Origin of the sequence: Fluviispira sanaruensis (assembly GCF_004295685.1) — a bacterium.
GTDB classification, from domain to species: Bacteria; Bdellovibrionota_B; Oligoflexia; order Silvanigrellales; family Silvanigrellaceae; genus Silvanigrella; species Silvanigrella sanaruensis.
In genome coordinates this window covers 3,154,524-3,175,412 of record NZ_AP019368.1, presented here as the reverse complement: position 1 = coordinate 3,175,412, position 20,889 = coordinate 3,154,524, and the positions used below count along the sequence as shown (strand labels likewise).

At 33.6% G+C, this 20,889-nt stretch carries 16 protein-coding genes; 3 read left to right on the top strand and 13 right to left on the bottom strand.

The window, feature by feature from the left end; all coding sequences use genetic code 11:
- Positions 1-4: 4 nt before the first annotated feature.
- From EZS29_RS13440 to EZS29_RS13400, 9 genes are read right to left on the bottom strand one after another with little or no spacing between them, the layout of a single operon-like run.
- Complete coding sequence (locus EZS29_RS13440; RefSeq protein ID WP_130611787.1) at positions 5-3,550, bottom strand: AAA family ATPase; 3,546 nt, start codon at positions 3,548-3,550, stop codon at positions 5-7.
- Positions 3,551-3,561: 11 nt separating this feature from the next.
- Positions 3,562-4,839 carry an exonuclease subunit SbcD gene (gene sbcD, locus EZS29_RS13435; protein ID WP_130611784.1) on the bottom strand — a complete coding sequence of 426 codons (1,278 nt, stop codon included), beginning with the start codon at positions 4,837-4,839 and terminating at the stop codon, positions 3,562-3,564.
- Between the two features lie 23 nt (positions 4,840-4,862).
- Positions 4,863-5,621: an outer membrane protein assembly factor BamD gene (bamD, locus tag EZS29_RS13430; protein WP_130611781.1), complete on the bottom strand. Its 759-nt coding sequence runs from the start codon at positions 5,619-5,621 to the stop codon at positions 4,863-4,865.
- 40 nt (positions 5,622-5,661) lie between these two features.
- Positions 5,662-6,072: a methylmalonyl-CoA epimerase gene (mce, locus tag EZS29_RS13425; RefSeq protein WP_130611778.1), complete on the bottom strand. Its 411-nt coding sequence runs from the start codon at positions 6,070-6,072 to the stop codon at positions 5,662-5,664.
- 10 nt (positions 6,073-6,082) lie between these two features.
- A complete protein-coding gene (gene meaB, locus EZS29_RS13420; protein WP_130611775.1) occupies positions 6,083-7,090 on the bottom strand; it encodes a methylmalonyl Co-A mutase-associated GTPase MeaB in 1,008 nt (335 codons plus the stop codon).
- A gap of 9 nt (positions 7,091-7,099) precedes the next feature.
- Positions 7,100-7,657 carry an acyl-CoA carboxylase biotin carboxyl carrier protein subunit gene (locus EZS29_RS13415; protein ID WP_130611772.1) on the bottom strand — a complete coding sequence of 186 codons (558 nt, stop codon included), beginning with the start codon at positions 7,655-7,657 and terminating at the stop codon, positions 7,100-7,102.
- Positions 7,658-7,671: 14 nt separating this feature from the next.
- Positions 7,672-9,216 (bottom strand): acetyl-CoA carboxylase biotin carboxylase subunit, encoded by a 1,545-nt coding sequence (accC, locus tag EZS29_RS13410; protein WP_130611769.1) that lies wholly within the window; start codon positions 9,214-9,216, stop codon positions 7,672-7,674.
- A 39-nt stretch (positions 9,217-9,255) separates the two neighbouring features.
- Positions 9,256-10,812, bottom strand: coding sequence for an acyl-CoA carboxylase subunit beta (locus tag EZS29_RS13405; protein WP_130611766.1), 1,557 nt, complete (start codon positions 10,810-10,812; stop codon positions 9,256-9,258).
- Between the two features lie 4 nt (positions 10,813-10,816).
- A complete protein-coding gene (locus EZS29_RS13400) occupies positions 10,817-11,308 on the bottom strand; it encodes a cobalamin B12-binding domain-containing protein (RefSeq protein ID WP_130611763.1) in 492 nt (163 codons plus the stop codon).
- A gap of 162 nt (positions 11,309-11,470) precedes the next feature.
- Here EZS29_RS13400 and udk point away from each other — a divergent pair, with 162 nt between their 5' ends.
- Positions 11,471-12,181 carry a uridine kinase gene (gene udk / locus EZS29_RS13395; protein ID WP_130611761.1) on the top strand — a complete coding sequence of 237 codons (711 nt, stop codon included), beginning with the start codon at positions 11,471-11,473 and terminating at the stop codon, positions 12,179-12,181.
- Positions 12,182-12,188: 7 nt separating this feature from the next.
- Here the strand turns inward: udk and EZS29_RS13390 are convergent, their stop codons facing one another.
- Positions 12,189-12,407 (bottom strand): hypothetical protein, encoded by a 219-nt coding sequence (locus EZS29_RS13390; RefSeq protein ID WP_130611758.1) that lies wholly within the window; start codon positions 12,405-12,407, stop codon positions 12,189-12,191.
- A gap of 662 nt (positions 12,408-13,069) precedes the next feature.
- On the opposite strand from EZS29_RS13390, the gene EZS29_RS13385 reads away from it, so the two are divergent.
- Positions 13,070-13,615: a hypothetical protein gene (locus EZS29_RS13385; protein WP_130611755.1), complete on the top strand. Its 546-nt coding sequence runs from the start codon at positions 13,070-13,072 to the stop codon at positions 13,613-13,615.
- Here EZS29_RS13385 and EZS29_RS13380 read toward each other — a convergent pair.
- Genes EZS29_RS13380 through EZS29_RS13370 form a run of 3 tightly spaced genes read right to left on the bottom strand, consistent with a single transcriptional unit; the run spans position 13,612 to position 18,585 of the window.
- Positions 13,612-15,333 (bottom strand): ATP-binding protein, encoded by a 1,722-nt coding sequence (locus EZS29_RS13380; RefSeq protein ID WP_130611751.1) that lies wholly within the window; start codon positions 15,331-15,333, stop codon positions 13,612-13,614. The genes EZS29_RS13385 and EZS29_RS13380 overlap by 4 nt on opposite strands.
- A gap of 29 nt (positions 15,334-15,362) precedes the next feature.
- Positions 15,363-16,982 carry an ABC transporter substrate-binding protein gene (locus EZS29_RS13375; RefSeq protein WP_130611748.1) on the bottom strand — a complete coding sequence of 540 codons (1,620 nt, stop codon included), beginning with the start codon at positions 16,980-16,982 and terminating at the stop codon, positions 15,363-15,365.
- Entirely contained in the window at positions 16,975-18,585 is a 1,611-nt protein-coding gene (locus tag EZS29_RS13370; RefSeq protein WP_130611745.1) for an ABC transporter substrate-binding protein, read from the bottom strand. Before EZS29_RS13370 ends, EZS29_RS13375 begins: the two co-directional genes overlap by 8 nt.
- A gap of 598 nt (positions 18,586-19,183) precedes the next feature.
- Here EZS29_RS13370 and EZS29_RS13365 point away from each other — a divergent pair.
- A complete protein-coding gene (locus tag EZS29_RS13365; protein ID WP_130611742.1) occupies positions 19,184-20,881 on the top strand; it encodes a hypothetical protein in 1,698 nt (565 codons plus the stop codon).
- Positions 20,882-20,889: the final 8 nt, after the last annotated feature.

The window sequence follows — 20,889 nt, the reverse complement described above, 5'->3', positions numbered from 1 at the left end:
TGTTCTAAACTTCAACTCGTAAACAGGAATGCCCATTCCCAAGCTTTTCTACTATAATACGTGAAGCAATCGATTCTTTAAGCACCTCTACGTGGCTGATAATGCCTACTTGAGTGCCTGTTGAGTGGAGTGACTCAAGCGCGCTCATAGCCGTTTGCAGAGTGATGGGATCAAGTGTACCAAAGCCTTCGTCGAGTAATATCGTTTCAACAGGCATTTTTACGGATCGATAATCAGCAAGTGCAAGTGCCAGAGCTAACGAAACTAAAAAAGTTTCACCACCTGATAATGTTTTAAAGGATCGTGCTTCATCAGCATGATAACCGTCTTTAATTGCAAAGGCGAGACGAGGGACACCATTGGCATCGAGAGCGGGGGCAAGGGAATAACGCTTTTCAAAACGAGCAAGGTGTGCATTGGCTTTTGTGATCAGTTCTTCTAAATTTAAAATCTGCGCAAATTTTTTAAACTGATTGCCTTCGCCTATTCCAATAAGTTGGTGGAGTTTGAGCCAAGTATTATATTCAACTTGAATTTTTTCAAGTTCTTTTTGTTTGCTCGAAATTTTGGATTTATTTACATCATTATTTATCATTTTTGCATGTAAATCCGTGTATTCGTTGCGCTTACAAAGAATGGATTGTTCCAATCTATTTTTCTTCTCTTGCAAAGTAAGCATATTCTCCTGATCATTCATAAATGGATAATTTACATTATGATCTTTAAGATCTTTTTCTCTTTGTAATTTATTTTCGTTTAATGAAAATTTTTCAGTTTCAAGCTTGTTTTTTAAGTTCGAATAATTTTGGTTGAATTCTTCGGAAATATGGAGCGATATTGCAGATTCTTTTGTTTGAATATGAATTGTTTTAAGTTCAGATTCAATTTTTTCTTCAAGTTCTTTTTCTTCAAATTTAAGCTTTGAGAGAGAATTTGTTAAATTCTCAATTGAAAAATTGAGAATGGAAATTTTATTATTTAGCTCTGCAAAATCTTGCTCAGCAGTTTTTAATATATTTTCACTTTCCTCGATCATAGTGATTAAGTTTGCTTCAAAACTATCAGGATCTTCGCCGCTTAGATATTTTGTTAATTCTATTTCGATATCTTTTAATCTATTTTGTAAACTTTGAATTTCTTGTTCAAGGCTATTTTCTCTGCTTTTAAGATTGTCAAGTTCAAGAGATGTTTTCAAAATATTATTATTTAATAATTTAAGGGTATCGTCTGCTTTTTTGAATTCCAAAAAAGAATTACGAGAATTAAAGTATAATTTATCATTGTGAAGATTATCGCTAGTTTCATGTAGAAAAGATTCTAAAACAAAATCTTCACACTGACTTGTAATTGTTTCAAGTATTTCATTATATTTAGTTAAATTTTTATTATGATTTTCTTTTTTTTCAGTATAAATGTCTTTTTGCGTATTATAATTGTGATAGGTTTTAACAAGGATATTGTGAAGCTTTTCAATGGATTCATATTGTTTTTTATTTTCCACTTCCGCTTTGTATAAGACATCGAGAAAATTCTCTTGTCCCATTATCTGTACTTTCAAAGTGTCAAATGCAAAGTTCTTGATTGCTCTGCATTGTAAACTGATTTGTTCAGTCAATTGATTGAGTTCTAGACTCAGCTTATTTTTATTTAGAACCTGAGATTTTAGGGTGGCTTCTACAAAATTTATTTTTGCAACAAATTCAAGATAATTTTTTTCAGATTTTTCTTTTATAGCCAATAATTTTTGATGTTTTTCAAGAACAGCTTGATCGACGATTGCAAATGTCTTCTGCAAAAAATAGGGATGTTCTTTGCTTCCACAGAGGGGGCAATCTTGACTGTCATGAAGCAGTCTCCTGTTCTTTGCGATTTCCATAGCCCAAGATAAGTTAGAAATTTCATCATTTAAGTTTTTAATTTCGCTTTCTTTTTCGTTTAATAGACTCTTTAATTGTATTGTTTTACTTTTTTCATCTTTGCATAATTGCTCTAAGCTCGATATTTCATCGATGTATTTTGGGATTTTCGCTGATTTTTCATCTAAATTTTTTTGCTCCCAAATAAGTGTTGATATTTTTTTTTGCAGCTGGATTAGATTATTTTTTTCAAGTTCATAAGAATTCATTTTTTCATTTGGATGAGAATATGGAGATATAATTTCAAAAATCTCTTTTTTAACAAGATTAAATGCTTCACTTGCCATATCAAGTTCAAGATGAGAATTCTTTTGTGAGTAATAGGTTATGATGAGATCACTTTTAAGAAATTCTAATAATTTTAATTTTTCTTGCTCAAGAAAATTCTTTTGAGTTAAAAAAATTGAAAATTGGGTTTGTTTTTTATTTTTTTCTAAAATTACATCGGAAAACATAGTGGATTTAGTTTTATTTTCTTCGATGATTCTTTGTTTTTCTTGATGGAGTGATCGGGATTTTAAAATCTCATCTTTTATTTCAGTATATTTTTTTTTGTTTTGAACAAAGTTACTTTTATATGAATCGATTTTTAATTTAAGCATGTTAATCTGGGTATTTAAATCGGAAAAAAGTTGTTTTTTATCAGTAATATCTGCTTGAGAGTCAGAGATTTTCTCGGATAATTTTCTTTCACTTAAAATAAGATCAATTGCTTTTTTAGCTTTCTGATAGGAATCAACGCGATCGAAATTATATTGATTGTCAGTGATTTCCATTAATATTTCTTTGAATTTTTCAGATGCTTGCTCGACTCTCAGCTTGAGATCTTCTTCTCTCAGAAACCAGTTGATTCCGTTTTCAATAGATTTTAATTCTTGGGCTGAATTCTCGATATCTAATTCTAATTTTATTTTATTGCTTTTTAAAACTTCTTCATCTTCTTCCGACAAGATGTTTAAATCAGTTAAACTTGATCGTAATGTATGTACTTTTTCTTCAAGATATTTCTTTTTATCAGCAGCTTTTTTGCCAATTTCTTTATAAATCTCTGTATTGGTCAAGCGTTCTAGGATTTCGGCTCTTTCGTCTTCATTTGCTTTTAAAAAGGCTGCAAACTCTCCTTGTGCAAGTAAAACCATTCTTTTAAAATCATGGACGCTTAAATTCTCCAAGACCTTTTCAAAATAAGGCTCGTAAAATTTAGGTCTGTGATCACTAATGAGTTCAAGAAAATTTTCTGAAATTGGATCAAATATTTCTAAAACTCTTCTTGGATCTTTAAACTTTCCATCTGCTTTTTTAAAAGCACGCTCACATTGCCATGTGGCTCGATAGATTTTAATCTGCCCATGTTCCGTTTTTTGAAAGGTCAATTGTGCATAAGCAGAATATGTGCCCCTTGACATGACTAGGCGGCTGTCATTTTCAAGATCCTTCTCTGCTTTATTTTTAGCTAAGCGAGGAGTTTGACCAAATAATGCCAAAGACATAGCATCCATTAATGTAGATTTTCCAGAACCTGTTGCTCCCATGATAAGAAAAATAGGTGCACTTTGTAAGTCTTTGATAAAATCTATACTGTGGCGTCCATAAAGAGAATTTAGATTTTCGAGTTCAATTTTTAACAATTTCAATTTAATTACCTTTATTTATTATCTTTGGAAATTAAACTTCTAAATGCTGTGAGTAAGTTTTCATCAAGAGCTTGATTTTTTAGCTCACACATTTTTACAAACACATCTTCAACACTTAATTCTTTTAACGATTTATTGTGCTCAAATATATTTGCTTTTTGTTTTTTATGAATTGGGTATTGTTTTATTTGTGAAATAATTGGAATATTTTTTGAAAATGAAGATATAGAAAACTGATCCTGTGTAGAATTATTATCCATTTTTTTTGCAAAATAGGATTCAATTTCTTTACGAATTTGAAAATCTATGCCAATAGAAAAAGACTCCACATTTATTTGTAAAGTTAAGAAGGGTGGAAGTGGAGTTGTCCACTTCAATTGTTTAATTTTTACATAAACTTCTTCTAGCTCTCCTGATATTTCTACAATATTTCTAAGAACAGGAACCGATATTTTTTCTACTTCTGGACTTGTTTGTCTTTGATTGAAATTGAGAACATAAACAGCGCGATCTGTTTTTGATTCTTTTACAGAAAGTGGTATTGGTGAACCGCTATAATATGCGTTTGACTTTTCAACCCTATAACTCCTATGTACATGTCCAAGAGCAACGTAACAAAAGCGCGGGTCGAAGATATCGCTGGGTAAACTGCCAATGGTGCCTACCAAATGAACTTCGAGCGGTGAGTCATCTTTTTCACTGCCAGTGCAAGCCAAATGTCCAGTGGCAATGAGCGGAACATTTTGAGCAATTTCTTCGGCTTTGTCAGCTAAATTTCGATAAAGTTCAGAGAATTTATTTTTAAAATCTGCTTGAATTTCTTTTTCAGATAAAAAAGCTGTTCTTACCCCTAGACGAAATTCATGAATATAAGGCACAGCAGCAATAATCATTTCAATTTTATTATCAGAAGAATAAATAGGGCAAAGATATTTTTCTAAATTATTAAGATCATTTGTCATCCCTCCCACAACGAAAACATCTAGAAGTTTTAATAACTCAGCGGGTGCATCGAGACGTGAGGGAGAATCGTGATTTCCACCCAATACAATTACTTTTTTTACAGTTGTCGACTGAGAAATATGCAATAAAAATTGATAATAACTTCTGAGAGATTCTGAAGAGGGTTGAGTTTGATCGAAAATATCACCCGCAATTAAAAGAACATCTATTTTTTGTTCATTTAATGTATTTAATAACCAATTCAAAAAAAATTTATGATCCTCTTCTCTACTGACACCTTCATAAGAAGCGCCTAAATGCCAATCTGAGGTGTGTAAAATTTTCATGAAATCACTCGCAATTTTTTGAGTTAAATTTTCTTTTTGTACTCTTCAGCTTTTTTCCTGAGCTCGTCAGGAGAGGTATTTTTAAAGGTAATATACTCTTCGGACTTAGGATCTTTCTCCAGTTGAGTGGCTAAATTAGCGTAGCATTCTACAATTTTTTCATTTGCTTCTGCTATGAGATCAGCATATTGTCTGTAACTTTTTGTTAAAGATAAATATCTTTCTAGCGCGGCTGAATATTGTTCTTTTCTCAAATAAAAGTCTGCAATAAATTTTTCATGTTCAGCCAATCTACGGGTAAGGACTTCAATGCGATTTTTAGCATCATTTACATGTTCGGCATTTTGAAAATTCTTAACGTAGAATGAATATTTCGCGATGGATTTTTTTGCATTGAGTTGTTCTTTGTCAACCGCGGTAGGTGCTTGGAAATCGTATGCGACAGCAATGCGGTAATGGGCAAGAACTACGCTTGGGTTATTTGGATTTTTTCGAATAAAATCTTCATAAGCAACAATACTTTCTGGGTATCTATCCGCTTGATAATATGCATCGGCTTGCATGAGATCCGCTTCTACATTAAACTTTGAATAAGGATAACGGATTTTATATTCATCTACACTTGTAATAACATCTGTCCACGATTCGCTTTTATATGAATTGCGAATAAGAGTGAAACCTTCATCTTGTGACATCTCCCCAATTGGGATCGTTTGGCAGGCATTTAAGATAAGTACAGAAGTGCTTAAAGCTATGAGAGTTATTAAATTGCGGATTTTCATATTCAGTTCTTTTCTTATGACAATAAGCTACGCCTATTAATTATTTATTTTGTTCCTCGACAAGCTCTACGAGCACCCCTCCGGTTGAATGAGGGTGAATAAATATGATGCGTGTGTTGTGTGCGCCATATCGTGGAACATCATCAATAAGACGAATATTGTTTTTTTTCAAATGATCAATCCACTCATCTAAGTTATCAACTTCAAGAGCGACGTGCTGTACGCCAGAACCCCTTGATTCTAGGAACTTAGCTATTGGGCTGTCACTTGACGTGGCCTCAAGAATCTCAAGTCGCGAATTTTCAGCTCTGATAAATTGCACACTCACCATTTGTTCTTCAACAATTTCTGAACCCTCTTTGACTAAATTCAGAATTCCATGGAAAAATTTTACTGACTTTTCTACATCTTTTGGCACAATTCCTAAATGACTAATCCTTTTAATTAACATATTTAATCCTTTATTTATGAATATATTTTGTATAAAGGTTCTGAGCCAAAGCCATAGCAGTTGTTTTCCCTTGAGCAAGCTCATCAATTTCAGAATCGGGGATTTTATCTGTTTCCTCTTTGAAATTAAGTTCTGTCAAAATTAATATATTTTGTAATATCTCTCTTCTTAATCTTAAATTGCGCAGATTTTTGCCTTTATTATGCTTATTTTCATATTCTGAATGTAAGAATATTTGCTCAGTTATTTCTTTAATCCCTTGATTGAGAGAAGCTGAACTTTTTAACACAGGGGGGCACCATACTTCTGAGTCGAGAGGCATAGTATTTTCTTTAATTTCTTGCACCATTCTTGAAGGATCCGATAAATCGCACTTATTAATAATATAAATATTTGCTAATTGTAAAATACCAGCTTTCATCAGCTGAATTTCATCGCCGCTATTTGGCATAAGAACAAGCAAAGTGGTGTCGGCGAGATTGATGATATCACTTTCACTTTGACCGATTCCGACCGTTTCTACTAATATATAATCAAATTCTAGCAGAGTTGCTAAACGGATAGCGCTGCGGGTTGCTTTTGCTACTCCGCCCAGAGCACCGCGCGAACCCATCGATCGGATAAAAACGTGCGTGTCGCGAAAGTGATCCTGCATGCGAATCCGATCGCCCAATATCGCTCCACCTGAAAGAGTGGAAGAAGGATCAACGGCGAGTACAGCCACACTTTTATTATGCGCACGTAATTCTCTGACAAATAGATTCGTTAAAGTTGATTTTCCTGCGCCGGGTAAACCCGTTATACCAACAACTCGCGTTTTGGAAGATTTATTTTCTGCAAGTTGAATGCCAGCGTGTGAAAGGAGCTTAGGCGCAAGCAATGGATCATTTTCGACAAAAGTAATTGCTTTGCTCAAAGCTCGGATACGTGAGCGCCATAATTCCACATTTGGTAACGCTTTTTTACCAATCAGCAGTTCAACAAGTGAATTCAATTCTATGGATTGCTGTATCTTCATTTTGTAACCTTAATTTGCAGGAACAATACTAAAAAGTAAGTCTCCTGCATTGACATTATTACCTGCAATTATATTTAAATTTGCTATTTTACCATCACATTCGGCAAGAATGCGATTTTCCATTTTCATTGCTTCAATAATAACTAAAGTATCCCCTTCTTTTACAAATGAATCATTTTGAATAAGAATAGAAATAATTTTTCCAGTCATGGGCGATTTCATCTCTCCACCCCCAAAATTGCTAACTGTGACTTTTGGGTTAACAGCTCTAATAGGAGTGACATGGAAATGATTGTGTGTGAGTAAACCTTGATTCTTAACAGCAATACGATAAAAATCATTTCTTTTTTTTGCTTTAATTTTTTCTATGCGCACTATTTTATTATTGATTAAGTAACTTCGTCCGTCAGCAAGTAGACAGACTGAATAATTTTTAGGATTATCATTTTCTTCGGATAAAGAAACACTAAAGTAGTCGCCATTCGCTAAGTGAGTAAGATCTGTTGTACAAGAAATCTCTACTTGAAAATTCTTTGTGTTAGAATTTTTTTGCACATTCATTTTCATTTATTAAACTCCATTTATCTTCGTGTGCTTTCACTAAGAAAAGCAATCTTCCACGGTTCTTGACTTTCAATTATTGTATGTGGCCTGGCTTCGCCATGTGTTTTATTTTCAACAATTTTTATGGCTATTGCACATGCTTCAAACACAGATATGTCATCTCTTTTTTCTTCAATTTCTTCTAGTAGATGTCCGTTTTCTTCAATAAATCTTGTTGTGTAATTTCCTGCACGGAAATCTTTATTTTCTAGGAGAGCTTGATGAAAAGGTATTGTAGTTTGGATGCCATCAATGTGAAATTCATTTAATGCACGTTTCAACTTATTCATGGCATCAGATCGATTGGAACCACATACAATCAGTTTTGCAATCATAGAATCATAAAATTCAGGAATTTTATATCCAGAGTAAATATGCGAATCTACTCGAATACCAGGACCTGCTGGGAATTCGACTTCCTCAATTGTACCAGGGTCAGGTCTGAAATTATTATAGGGATCTTCAGAGTTAATTCTCGCTTCAAATGCCCAACCTCTTATTGTGAGATCTTTTTGTTCAAAGGGAATTTTTTCTCCCATCGCAATTTTTAATTGCATTTGCAAAAGATCTACTCCTGAGATCATTTCAGTCACTGGATGCTCTACTTGAATGCGAGTGTTCATTTCCATAAAATAAAATTGGGTAGGGGATTCCAAAATAAATTCAACCGTTCCAGCGTTAACATATCCAACACTTTTTGCAGCTTTAACTGCGATTTCCCCCATTTTTTTTCTAGTTTCTTCGCTGATATAACTCGAAGGAGCTTCTTCTATTAATTTTTGATGTCTTCTTTGTATCGTGCAATCTCTTTCAAATAAATGCACGACATTTCCATAGCTATCAGCAAGAATTTGAAATTCAATATGCCGAGGGTGTTCAATATATTTTTCACAAAAAACATCTGCATTACCAAAGTAACTTAATGCTTCTTTTTGGCAGGAGTTAAAAGCTTCACTGAGCTCTTTATCTGAACGAACGACACGCATTCCTCTTCCGCCCCCTCCCGCCGCGGCTTTTAAGATCATTGGATATCCAATTTTTTGCGCAATTTCTTTTAATTCCTTTATCTCTTTTAGAGGATCATTTTTTCCTGGGCAACAAGGCACTCCCGCTTCTGTTACCTTTTTTTTTGCTACAGTCTTATCGCCCATCGTTTGAATTGCGAGGGGGGATGGACCTATCCAGATAAGATTTGCAGAAAGAACGGCATTGGCAAATTCAGAGTTTTCTGAAAGAAAACCAAATCCAGGATGAACAGCTTCGGCGCCCAATTCTTTTGCAGCATTCAGAATATTTTCAATGTTTAAATAACTTTCGTTGCTAGGTCCGTTACCAATGCAGACTGCGGCATCTGCAAGTGCAACATGGCGCGAGTTGAGATCTGCTGTGGAATAGACAGCCAATGGGCTCAAATCCAAATCTCGACATGCGCGGATAATACGAACTGCAATTTCTCCTCTATTTGCTATCAGTACTTTTTTAAAAGGTTTATGTTTTAGATCATAATTTTTTTTCTGACTCATTCGTTTTGCCTTTTATTAAAATGAAAATTTATAAAATTATTAAAGAGGAATATTGCCATGCTTTCTTTTAGGTAATATTTTTCTTTTATTTTTATTTACAGAAAGAGCATTTATAAGATATTTTCGTGTTAACTTAGGCTCAATTATGTCATCTAAAAATCCTTTTTGTGCTGTTACGTATGGATTGGCAAAGGTGTCTTTATAATTTTGAATTAATTCTTTTCTTTTTTCGTCAGGATTGGATGCTTTAGAAATTTCATTTTTAAATATAATATTGCATGCACCTTCTGGCCCCATCACTGCAATTTCAGCTGTCGGCCAAGCAATATTGTAATCTGCACCAATATGTTTTGAATTCATAACATCATAAGCGCCACCATAAGCTTTACGGGTTATGACAGTAAAACGTGGAACGGTGGCCTCGCTAAACGCATAAAGTAATTTTGCTCCGTGCTTAATAATCCCTCGCCATTCTTGATCTGTCCCTGGTAAAAAGCCTGGGACATCGGTGAAGACAATAAGTGGAATATTAAATGCATCGCAGAAACGCACAAATCGAGCAGCTTTTATACTTGCATTGATATCAAGCACACCTGCTAAGTTCATTGGGTCATTTGCCACAATTCCGATCGAGTTTCCGCTCAAACGTGCGAAGCCAATAATCATATTTTTTGCAAATGAGGTTTGTAACTCTAAAAATGAGTCAATATCACAAACTCTTTTTATGACTTCTCGCATGCTATATGGTTGGTTTGGATTATCTGGAATCAAAGAATTGAGCTCAGGATCGGCTCGATCGACAGGATCAGTTGTTGGAATAATTGCGGGGATTTCTAAATTATTTTGTGGGATATAGCTTAATAATTTTTTTATAAAAGAAATTGTTTGATATTCATCTATACACGATGCATCGGCCACACCACTTTTGCTGTAATGCGTATCCGCTCCTCCAAGCGTTTCAAAATCGACGTCTTCCCCTGTTACGGTTTTAATCACATCTGGGCCTGTGATGAACATATGTGAAGTTGTTTGGGTCATGATTATAAAATCAGTAATAGCAGGTGAATAGACTGCTCCACCCGCACATGGCCCAAGTATGGCACTGATTTGCGGAATGACACCACTTGCAAGTGTGTTGCGATAAAAAATGTCTGCATACCCACCAAGACTCGAAACACCTTCCTGAATGCGTGCCCCACCGCTGTCATTTAAACCTATAATGGGTGTTCCATTTTGGATGGCAAGCTCCATAACCTGACAGATTTTCTTTGCATGCATTTCACCAAGAGAACCGCCTAAAACTGTAAAATCTTGGGCAAAAACATATACAGCGCGTCCTCCAATCGTGCCGTAACCCGTGATCACTCCATCCCCTAAAAACTTTTGCTTTTCTAAGCCAAATTGATCACAATTGTGGGTTACAAATGCACCATGCTCAACAAAAGAGCTGGGATCGAGCAACTCATAAATACGCTCTCTCGCGGTCATTTTACCTTTTTCATGCTGGGCATCGACTCTTTTTGCCCCACCGCCTTCAAAAGTTTTAACGCGAACTTCTCTCAATTTTTTTATGGATCCTTCTGTTGAAAGTGTCATTTTTTTATCCTTCAAGAATTTTTTTAATTTCAATAATTACATCTTCGACGCGGGTGCCAGGGGTGAAAATTGCCTTTATCCCTAAGGATTTAAGATGAGGAATGTCAGAGTCTGGAATCACTCCGCCACCAAATACAGGTATGTCTTCACCACCATTCAATTTTAAAGCTGCGAGGAGTTTAGGAAAAAGAGTATTGTGCGCTCCTGAGAGAAGGGAAAGACCGACGAGATCAACGTCTTCTTGCACTGCGGTCATTGCAACATCTTCAGGTGATTGACGAATTCCTGTGTAAATGACTTCCATGCCAGCATCACGGAGAGCGCGGGCTATGTATTTTGCTCCTCGATCATGTCCATCAAGTCCACATTTGGCAATGAGAATACGTGGGATTTTGCTAAATGAAACACCACCCAAAATATGAGTTCCTGAATTATCTTCATGGTTTGCGCATACTTGCAGAGAAAACTTTGCTGTAGAGCAGAGGATTGACTTCATAAATAAAGATCCCTGTATTGAGTAACTATAAAAGCTGAGTACAAAGGTAAGTGTAGTTATTGATTTGATTTTTGCAACATTTTAGAAAGGTCACTTGCATTTGTAAGCATTTGGGGCTAAAAATCTGCTGTTTTGGAAAATATTTACAAAGGAAGTTGAATTATGTGGCAAAAACACGCATACAAACTGCATTCTCTTGAGCATAAAGTGCGAAAAGCGAAGGGGATGACGCACGCAAGTGATAGTGGCATTTCTCAACCCTATGTAATTGGCGTCTGTGGGGGATCCGGCAGTGGTAAAACCACTTTCTGTCGTCAGTTAGTGAATTTTTTGGGAAAGGATCATGTTTTACATATCAGCCAAGATGCATATTATAAAGATTTAACCCACCTTTCTTTTGAACAGCGTCAACAAATTAATTTTGATCATCCAGATATTATAGAATTTCCTCTGTTAGTTTCCCATTTAGATGAACTTTCAATTGGCAAATGTGTGACCTTGCCAATGTATGATTTTGCCAAACATTGTCGTTTAATTGGCAATCAAATTGTAACTCCTAAACCGATCGTTATTGTTGAGGGAGTGTTATTATTTAATGATTCTGATACTGAGAAACGAATAAATCATAAAATATTTATTGATGCACCTGAAGAAGTGAGGTTTGAAAGACGTTTAAAAAGAGATGTGAGAGAAAGAGGAAGAACTGCTGAGTCTGTGCAAAATCAATTCAAAGCCACTGTGAGTCCAATGCACAATATTTTCGTAGAACCAGGAAAGAATAAAGCCGATCTCGTTGTTTCCGGCGAACACTCTTTTGAAACTATTATTGCAGAACTTTCTCTTAAAGTACTTCGAGAAGTTTGGGTAAATTAATTGTGTATTAAATTGCTTCGGGTAAACGTCTAAGCTTTTCTTTTTTAATTGAACGATAAATTTTTAGCACTTTCTTTTTATCTTTAAAGCATTCTTGGCTTGAGTAATGTGACTGATAAAAATACTCATGCTTAAAATAATTATAAAAATAATCAAGCTGCAGGTTTGATAAATTTTTTAAAGAGCAAATAGTATCTTCGTAAATTTTATTGATTAAAGCTTCCACTATATTCTCCTAAAGGCAATATTAAATACAAATCAAATTTAAATATGTTTTATTAAAAAGTATTTTATTAATTAATTCTATCAATAGGCTTACTAAGCGTATCGATCCTGTATGAATTTATTGTGGTGGACTTAAATTTTAATTTTTAAGTCTACCTTTGTTGAGAATATAAATTGCGAGGACGAATGTTAGCAAGAATTCATCAGTGAATATGTAAGGTTGGAGACAAAGTTGTCTGTTCTAGGGTTAATATGGTTAAAATATAAAAAAAGTATTTTGGCTTTATTAAAAATTAAATTTTAAATTTATTTTTAATCATAGGTAAAATTAAAAAGCCATTTTTGTATTCACTTTATTTGTCAAAAAATTAAAAATTTTTATAAGTATAAATCTTAAGAATGAAATTGAGAACTGCAAGGAGTAGTTTTTAAAGAACCGACAAATACAAAATGATCGAAAATCGATCATTTCTTGGACTATGCAAAAAGAATTAATACAAAAATCAATTGAATTATTTCGTGTAGTATTACAATAAAGGAGAAAAATATTTGTATTTTTGTTAAGTCTGTGTTTTAATCTGAGTAAGAAAAATAGCTTTTTCTCGATTGGAGATTATCTTTTAAATCGCGTTTTTCAAATATTATTCTAAATATGAGTTTAAAATGGAAATAATTGTCGCTAACAATATTGTACATAAATTAAACCAAATGCTGCTTGTAATTTCGGGAAACTCAGACAATCAATTTAAAATTAAAGCCCTTAAGGAATCAAGTTCGCAAGTTGAATATTTTCTAACATTTTCTTTAGAATCTCGAGAGGAAATGGCGCATAAACTTGGAATCAGTTTAAAGACCTTACAAAGGATCTATGAAAACCCTATTAAAATTCTGGATGATTATATTCTTGTGACAAAGTTAAGTGATTATTTTGGGATCACGTATCCAGAACTGATTCAAATTTTTTTCATAACGACAAATCAAGAGTTACATTTAAACGAAAATACTTCCGAGTTTTTAAAGGAAATTATCCAAATTGATAAAGAATTATCTATAGAATCACGGAGAGAGCTCGTCCGTATTTTGGTTCTTATCAGAAGACTTAAAATTCCTATGGAAAAGTTTTCTTTAATTGCCCGAAAAATGATTCATAAAAAATGCTTTTTTGGTGATAGCTTTACACGAATCAAAAATTTAGTTGATAATTTCTAAATCTTTTCTTTCTCTTGCTCGTCGATCATAGCTTTCAATTCAAAGTATGAAATATGTTTTTTCTGAAAAAATAAGTCTATTTTTTCTCTCATGTATATAGGAATACTTTCTTGTATTTTTTCATTAAATCCTGTGCATAATATAAGCTTTCCAATAAATTCTTCTTCTTCATTTTCGAGTCCGCCGATCAAATTGGAATTTATAAAATTAACCCCGTTGCCAAAATCAAAATCTGATACTATTGCTTTTACTTTCGAAAGAAAGGGACGTTCATTTACTTTTTCTTCATCAAGAAAATAAAAGAATTCATCCGGTGTTTTAAATAAAAAAACTTTTGCATCGGACATACGTTTTTCCCATCCACGCCATATCATTTCGTTGTCTTCGAGAATAACGACCCAAGGTAAATTCTCGGAAATCAATGGATTAACGACAGGCAGTTCTTTTTCAAACAGGCAAGGGATAGTTAGAGATTTTGTTAGAATAAATCTTTCATCCGAAACATTTAATTCAAAAATAAAACAGGTTTTCTCTTGTTTCGATAAGATTAAATCACTACCAGATTTTTTTAATATCTCTTTTAAATTTTTCAAGCCTATTCCATGTCCTTCTTTTTTGTTCGAATATCCTTGAAATATTTTTTCGCGATTTTTTTTCTCAATGGGTATGCCATCATTGCTTATTTTGAAAATAATTCTTTTATGAGTGCGCAAAAAACTGCACTGCTTAATATCGACATGAATTTTTTTTGTGCCAAGGCTATCGTGAGTCGCATTTTTTAAAATCGTATTGTAAATTAAGTATAAGGTTGTTTTATCAAAACGTAATTTATTTCTGATGGCAATACTGCAAGTGAGTTTGATTTTACTGTTACCTATTCCATTCCAAACATTTTGTAAAATATCAAGTGGATTTAAACTTTCAATTAAAATAGATTTTAACGTGATTTGAGCTACTTTGTTGTGATGCAAGACAGCTTGGATCGTTGTGTCAAAGTCAGATGGGTACTTTAAGATATTTTCTTGATTGATCAGCTCATGTTCAATCATATTTTTTACGTTTTCAAGTGTTTGTGAAGCAAGGTCGCGGGCTGTATTGCGTTCAATTTTTCGTTTGAAAAGAAAAATAGGGATGGGTAAGATAGCTAGTAATATCAGATAAACATAAATATTCAAAATAAAAAAGGCTTCAATAAATGTTGAGTCATGTTTTATGAAGTCAAAATCTAAGATTTTTTTATAGAATTTAAGCGTGTATTTTTTATTTTTACTCACTTTATCAGCATTTATTTTATAAGAATAAATTGGAAAATTTACAGAAATAATAAGGAAATCATTGTAGATAAGCATTGAGGGATATTTTTTTCTAAAGTCATAATCAAAAATATATTTAACATTTTCATATAGAGAAGAAGTATTCGTATGCCAGAGAGGAAAATCTCCTTCCACGCAAGGCTCGCACTCCCAAATTTCTGCAGCAAAATATTTACTCTTTTCTACTCTTTCGTAAACATTGATAGATGAAGCCACTTCAACTAAGCGTTTATACGCTTCGAGGGAGTAGTTATTTTGCATGAGATATTCAGTGTAGCCATAGGTTGAAAGATAATAATCTTTTAACTGCGAGGATGTGAAAAAAATATTCATAACCACAATTATGACAGAAATAACAAACGAAGGTATATATATGTATATGAAATAGAGAATGTTAAATCTCATAAATTTTCAATACCTTTAGATTATTTTCTTTAATCGTGTGCTTTAATCTCCCAAAGTAATAACTTTGATCCATTGGGTTGTAAGCCTAGGCTCGCAATTTTTCGGGTGTCGTATGAAACCACCATACGAGTATTTGCTACTATGACCATAATATTATTTTTGGTAAAGTATTCGCTAAGTTTTTGTGTGTAAAGAGGCCCATTGCTCATGTATTGTGTGGATGCCAAGAACAATTCATCGAATTTGCGATCGTTCGGGTATTCTCGCACATAAATAGGGCTTTTATAAAAGAAGGCAAAATTACGATTAGGATCGTCGCTGGCAAAAGCAAAACCCGACCAAAAAATAGCATTCGGATCATTTTCTCTGAACTCAGTGTAGTTTGGATCGGTTTCTAGAAATTCCACATTGAGCCCTATTTTACTGAGTTGTCGTTTGACTTCAAGAATATAATCTAATGAATTAATATTTGCCCAAAAAGTTGGAATAGCTATTATTTTATTCTTCCACAGATGGTGGGGCACTCTTTCAAGCAGTTTTTTTGCTTCTGCTACATTTTGTTTTTGGATATCTATTTTTGCTCTGTACTCTTTGTGCCAACCAAAATTTGGAAGCATTTGATCTTCAGGAGTCATCTCTCCATGCAGGGAAAGGTGCGCTATCTTTTCACGATCAAGGGCAAGAGACAGGGCTTTGCGGAAGTTGGGATTATTTCCAAGTTCCGATTGGTAGTTAAAGATAAAACCCATATTTGAACTTATATTTGGAAAGATAATTTTCTTATCATAGGGTGAGAATCCATGTTTGGGGCCTTCAAGTGACATTTTAACATCGCCGATATTCATATCGGTGAAAATTAATTTAATATATTTTGGAATATTCTCTTCGTTTTGAAAACGTTCTAAGGAAAATATGTAATTTTTATAATCGGCGGCGACCACCTTATATTTGCCAAAACCTACAGGAAAGTGTTTCCAGTGTATGTATTTATCATCGAATTCTTCAATGGGTACAATAGGTATTCTACCCTCCGAAGCTTTTTGAAAAAAGAAATTATTCTCTCTTTTGAAGTAGAAAATAATATTGTAGATATCTTTGACCTTTATTCCTTTTATAATACCCGAGGGGTAGCGAATACCGTTTACTAATATATAATTTATTTTGTTCTTCGCTGTATTTTCAATATCTATCAGGTCATTTAAGATGGATGTAGCAAAATCGAATTTTTTAATCAACGGCTGTCTTAAGAAAGAAAATTCTACGTCATAGGCGGTGACTTCGCGGCCATTGTGAAAACGCATTCCCTTTTTCAGAGTAGCAAAACAATTTTTGGAGTCACAGATATAGTCTTTTAATAGAGTCGTTTCATTGGCTTTATCTATATTACGCAAATAATTTATATTAGCTAATGTCCCATGCACAGCAGTGCTAAAAGTTTCTGAAACATGCACTGTAATGGAGTTATCATCCCCCCAAGGGACTTGGGGAAATTCAGACATATTGACTGATATCACTTCATTATTATTTGTCTGAGCGAAGGCTGTATATAAATTACTTTTATTTTTGTTTGTAAAATATATTAATCCAGCAATTAAAGTCAAAGCTAAAAATATCAAAAGTATTATTAAACGGAATTTCAATCTAATCATTCATCTTCACCTTCCAAATTTCAAACTTGATACCACTGTACTGTTCGCCAAGGGAAGCTATTTTTTTACTATCGTAGGCATAGGAAACTCTCTGGTTAAATAAAATAACCATAATATTATTTTTTGTGAAATACTCGCTCAATTTTTTAGTTGGTTCGGAAATTTTCGAAGAATTGGCTGAGGACTCTTGAAAAAGTCTTTCGTATTCAGGATCCTTTGGGAACTCATGGGCAAAGTAAGAGCCATTGCGGAAGTTGGCAAAACTTTTGTTAGGGTCATCACTGGTAAAAGCAAAACCTGTGAACCAGAGAACATTTTCATCACCATCCTTGAATTTATCATAGCCTTCCACATTGCTTTGAAATTCAACCTTCAATCCCAAATCTGTTAATTCCGCTTTGATCTCTTGAATATATGGCAGAGTATTTATATCCTTTACATCTTCCCAATAGCTTGGGATTGTTAAGACTTTATTTTGCCACAATTCATGTGGTACTTTATTTAGTAATTCCTTTGCTTGCGCAAGATCTTGTTGCTGGACAGGAATATCTGCGCGGTAATTCTTTTGCCAACCGAAATTGGGTAACATTTGATCTTCCGGAATAAGTTCCTTATGTATTCCCTTTGCAGCTATTTTTTCCCTGTCTAAAGAAAGAGAAATGGCTTTGCGGAAGTTTGGATCCTGCCCTAGTTTTGTTTGATAATTAAAAAGAAAGCCGCCATTGGAGTATATATTTGGAAAAATAATGACTTTATCATTTGCTTGAGCGCCGCGTTGCGTCCCACCCAAGAGCATTTTTATGTCGCCAATGTCATTGTCACTGTAAAATAACTTTATATTGCTTGGTATATTTTCATTAGGATTGACCTTTTTTAAAAAATACTCGTGGTTGGTGATATTAGCATTGACAACTTTATATTTACCAAAACCAACTGGGTATTTTTTCCACTTTTTATAGTCGTCAGTCAATTCTTCAATCGGCACTATGGGCAAACGCGCAGATGATATTCTTTGGAAAAAAAACTTATTCTTGCGCTTAAGATGAAATTTTATATTGTAATTATCTATTACCTCAATGCTTTTTAACAGTCCTGTCGGGTACAGTATGTTATTTTTCTGCACAGGCTCTTGTCGTTTCAAAGCACTCATTTGATTTCCATTTGCATCTTCTAAGCCTTCTAAGTCTTCTAACAAAGCGTGGGTGAATGAATTTTCTGCTTTTGCAAAAAGATTTTTAATCAACGAAAACTCTACGTCATAAGCTGAAACTTCACGCCCATTGTGAAAGTAAATACCCTTTTTGACGTTGGCATAACAGGTTTTTTCAGTACAAAAAGAACCACTCATTAAAGTATTTTGATTGACGGCATTTTCCATGTTAAAATCACCAAAAGGGATAAGATTGCCGTGCACAGCCTCGACAAAAGTCTCAAGCACATGGACTGGAGTCTCGTTGTCAAGCCATGGAATAGAGGGCGCTCCGCACATATTTATAGTCAATATTTCTCGGTTGCTATTGCTTATATTTGCTTTTACAATGAAAAAAATCAGAGCTAAAAAAACAAAAGAAATTAATATATAATGTTTTTTTATAATCTTCATAGTTGGTTCATTCCTCTGCGTCCTCGTGAGCTGTTGCAAAATATGAGAGAGTTGTTACTGCCCAACACATACTATTAATTTCGTTTTAGCACTAATTTTTTTATTTGTAATTTTTCTCTTATTTCACGAAGAAAAAATTCTGGTTATGGATAAATATATTGCACATAATCTTTAAATATTTTTAAGAAAAAAGATTTAAAAAATTTTTTATTTTAGAAAGAACTGAAAATTTTTAAATATTACAAATATATTTAATTTTTTAAGTATCTTTTTGCCTTTTGATAAATGCAGGCTCCGTTCTGTCTGGGCACAGTCTTGGGTGTAGGTCAGGTTTTTTTCATGCACATTCAAGTGCAAAAGATTTTATTTCAAGTATTGTTCAATTACTTTTATCTAAAACTATTCTAGTATATATTTATTGATAAATTAACAATAAATTTTTAAATATTAAAAATTAAATAAAAAAAATTATATGAATTATTAAATATTTTTTCCAAATTTTATTTATATAAATCATATCCTTTTAGTTGACAAATTTTGTTTCAATATTAGCATGATCTATTCACAGTTTTATTTTAAAAATTTATAGGAGAGCCGAATGAAGCTTTATACGTTTTGTTCTATATTTGCTTTGATACCGACTTTGTCTTTTGCAATACCAAAGTTTGAAACAACCTCACTACCATTGCCAACAAATATAAAAATGGATGAGACTGATAAATTGGCAATAAATTTTATAGTAGGTCTCTCGGTTCATCAAGATTCAAGCGATCCAAATCAATATTATTATGTTCCAAAATTTAAAGCGGTTAACTATGAAGACGGCTCACTTTCCTATACAAATAATGTAGAATCTGTTTCAAGCTATTCACAAATAAAAGAAATATCAGACAAAAAAAGTAGCATTATTGTTGATGAATACTTTACGGCATTAAATTCAAGAGATCAGTGGCAATTAGCACTAGATGCAGCAAAACGAGAAAATAATCAAGATAAAATTGATAGATTTAAAGTTTACTTGAAAGAGGCAGAAGATAAGCTAAATACAATTAATATTAAAAATAATCAGTATACGAGTTTATTACCAGTTGGACTCGTTAAAACATTGAATAATAAAATATCTGATTTATTTTCATATGCAGGCTTTCCGTTTAATCTCCCAGATAATGAACCAATCGAGACAACAAATTATAGAATTCGTGAAACAACAGCTCAGATAGTTTCTTCGAATGGAGGTTCTTTAACTTCAAATATTATTGCTGGATTTTCCAGTGATGAAATAAATTATATTAGGATTTATAAAACAAAATATGCTCCAAATATAAAAATATCGTTATTACCAGTCGATAAAATTACTTTTAGACCTCTGACTGAATTGGTTTATGACTCTACTGGGAAAAAAACTCTAGCTAACGGAACTCCTCTCTATCTAAAAATGGGAGGAGGAGGAAATTTCACAGGCTCAACTATAAATTTTGATTTAACAGTCGCTGGTTCTTTGGCATTTGCAAGAAGAAATGGTCCATTTATATTACCAGTTTCATTAAATGCAACAACTTCGCTCAAACTAGAACCATTTCATGCGATCTTGAATTGTGACTTTAGTACAGGATGGTCTTTAAAAGGTAGAGCAGATGTTCGAGATGGACTTGTGGTTTATAACAATGACATCACTATGAATATGGACGGAACAGATACGAGTACGGGTGGCTGTAAAATGAATCTTATCAGTGGCGATATAAATTCAGCGTCATATGGGGTTCTAAAAGCGTTAGATGCGGAGCTAACAAGTTTACAAATTAAGAAAACTCTTCTTGCAGCAGAAGATAAGAAAGCTTATTGGGAATCCGTTCAAAGAGATGTGCAAAATAATAGGCATTCAGGAGCGAATTCAGGGTTTCAAAATGTTTTTGCAGCCTTTACGAGAAGTGGATGGGGTGGAGCATTTGTCAGCGCATTTTCAGCGGCTTCCAATTTTTATTGGCATACAAATATTCAAAATGTTAATATGCTATCAAATGTAAAAATTTATAAAGAAATCATTGAAAATGGAAGTACAAAAGCAGAAATTCCTATTGCAGCAGACATCTGTTATGTGTGGAATACAAAAATTAAAGCATACAAAACTTGTACTCCAGAACAACAACGCGAAGCAGTTCCATTAACCGACGCAACACAACAAGCGGCAAAATCTACTGTTTGCTCAGGCATGTCTGACGCGATTCAATGTGGTGAAAGAAGAAACGAAAGAGCTCCAGTGGATCAAAATGGTGATATTTTACCAGGTAGTTTCTAAGACTTAAG

What these genes read in the sequence shown, in the direction of transcription:
- EZS29_RS13365 (WP_130611742.1), top strand. Translation starts at nt 19,184, where the DNA reads ATGAAGCTTTATACGTTTTGTTCTATATTTGCTTTGATACCGACTTTG.
- EZS29_RS13385 (WP_130611755.1), top strand. Translation starts at nt 13,070, where the DNA reads ATGGAAATAATTGTCGCTAACAATATTGTACATAAATTAAACCAAATG.
- udk (WP_130611761.1), top strand. Translation starts at nt 11,471, where the DNA reads ATGTGGCAAAAACACGCATACAAACTGCATTCTCTTGAGCATAAAGTG.
- EZS29_RS13370 (WP_130611745.1), bottom strand. Translation starts at nt 18,585, where the DNA reads ATGAAGATTATAAAAAAACATTATATATTAATTTCTTTTGTTTTTTTA.
- bamD (WP_130611781.1), bottom strand. Translation starts at nt 5,621, where the DNA reads ATGAAAATCCGCAATTTAATAACTCTCATAGCTTTAAGCACTTCTGTA.
- EZS29_RS13380 (WP_130611751.1), bottom strand. Translation starts at nt 15,333, where the DNA reads ATGAGATTTAACATTCTCTATTTCATATACATATATATACCTTCGTTT.
- EZS29_RS13405 (WP_130611766.1), bottom strand. Translation starts at nt 10,812, where the DNA reads ATGACACTTTCAACAGAAGGATCCATAAAAAAATTGAGAGAAGTTCGC.
- accC (WP_130611769.1), bottom strand. Translation starts at nt 9,216, where the DNA reads ATGAGTCAGAAAAAAAATTATGATCTAAAACATAAACCTTTTAAAAAA.
- mce (WP_130611778.1), bottom strand. Translation starts at nt 6,072, where the DNA reads ATGTTAATTAAAAGGATTAGTCATTTAGGAATTGTGCCAAAAGATGTA.
- EZS29_RS13415 (WP_130611772.1), bottom strand. Translation starts at nt 7,657, where the DNA reads ATGAAAATGAATGTGCAAAAAAATTCTAACACAAAGAATTTTCAAGTA.
- EZS29_RS13400 (WP_130611763.1), bottom strand. Translation starts at nt 11,308, where the DNA reads ATGAAGTCAATCCTCTGCTCTACAGCAAAGTTTTCTCTGCAAGTATGC.
- sbcD (WP_130611784.1), bottom strand. Translation starts at nt 4,839, where the DNA reads ATGAAAATTTTACACACCTCAGATTGGCATTTAGGCGCTTCTTATGAA.
- EZS29_RS13375 (WP_130611748.1), bottom strand. Translation starts at nt 16,982, where the DNA reads ATGATTAGATTGAAATTCCGTTTAATAATACTTTTGATATTTTTAGCT.
- meaB (WP_130611775.1), bottom strand. Translation starts at nt 7,090, where the DNA reads ATGAAGATACAGCAATCCATAGAATTGAATTCACTTGTTGAACTGCTG.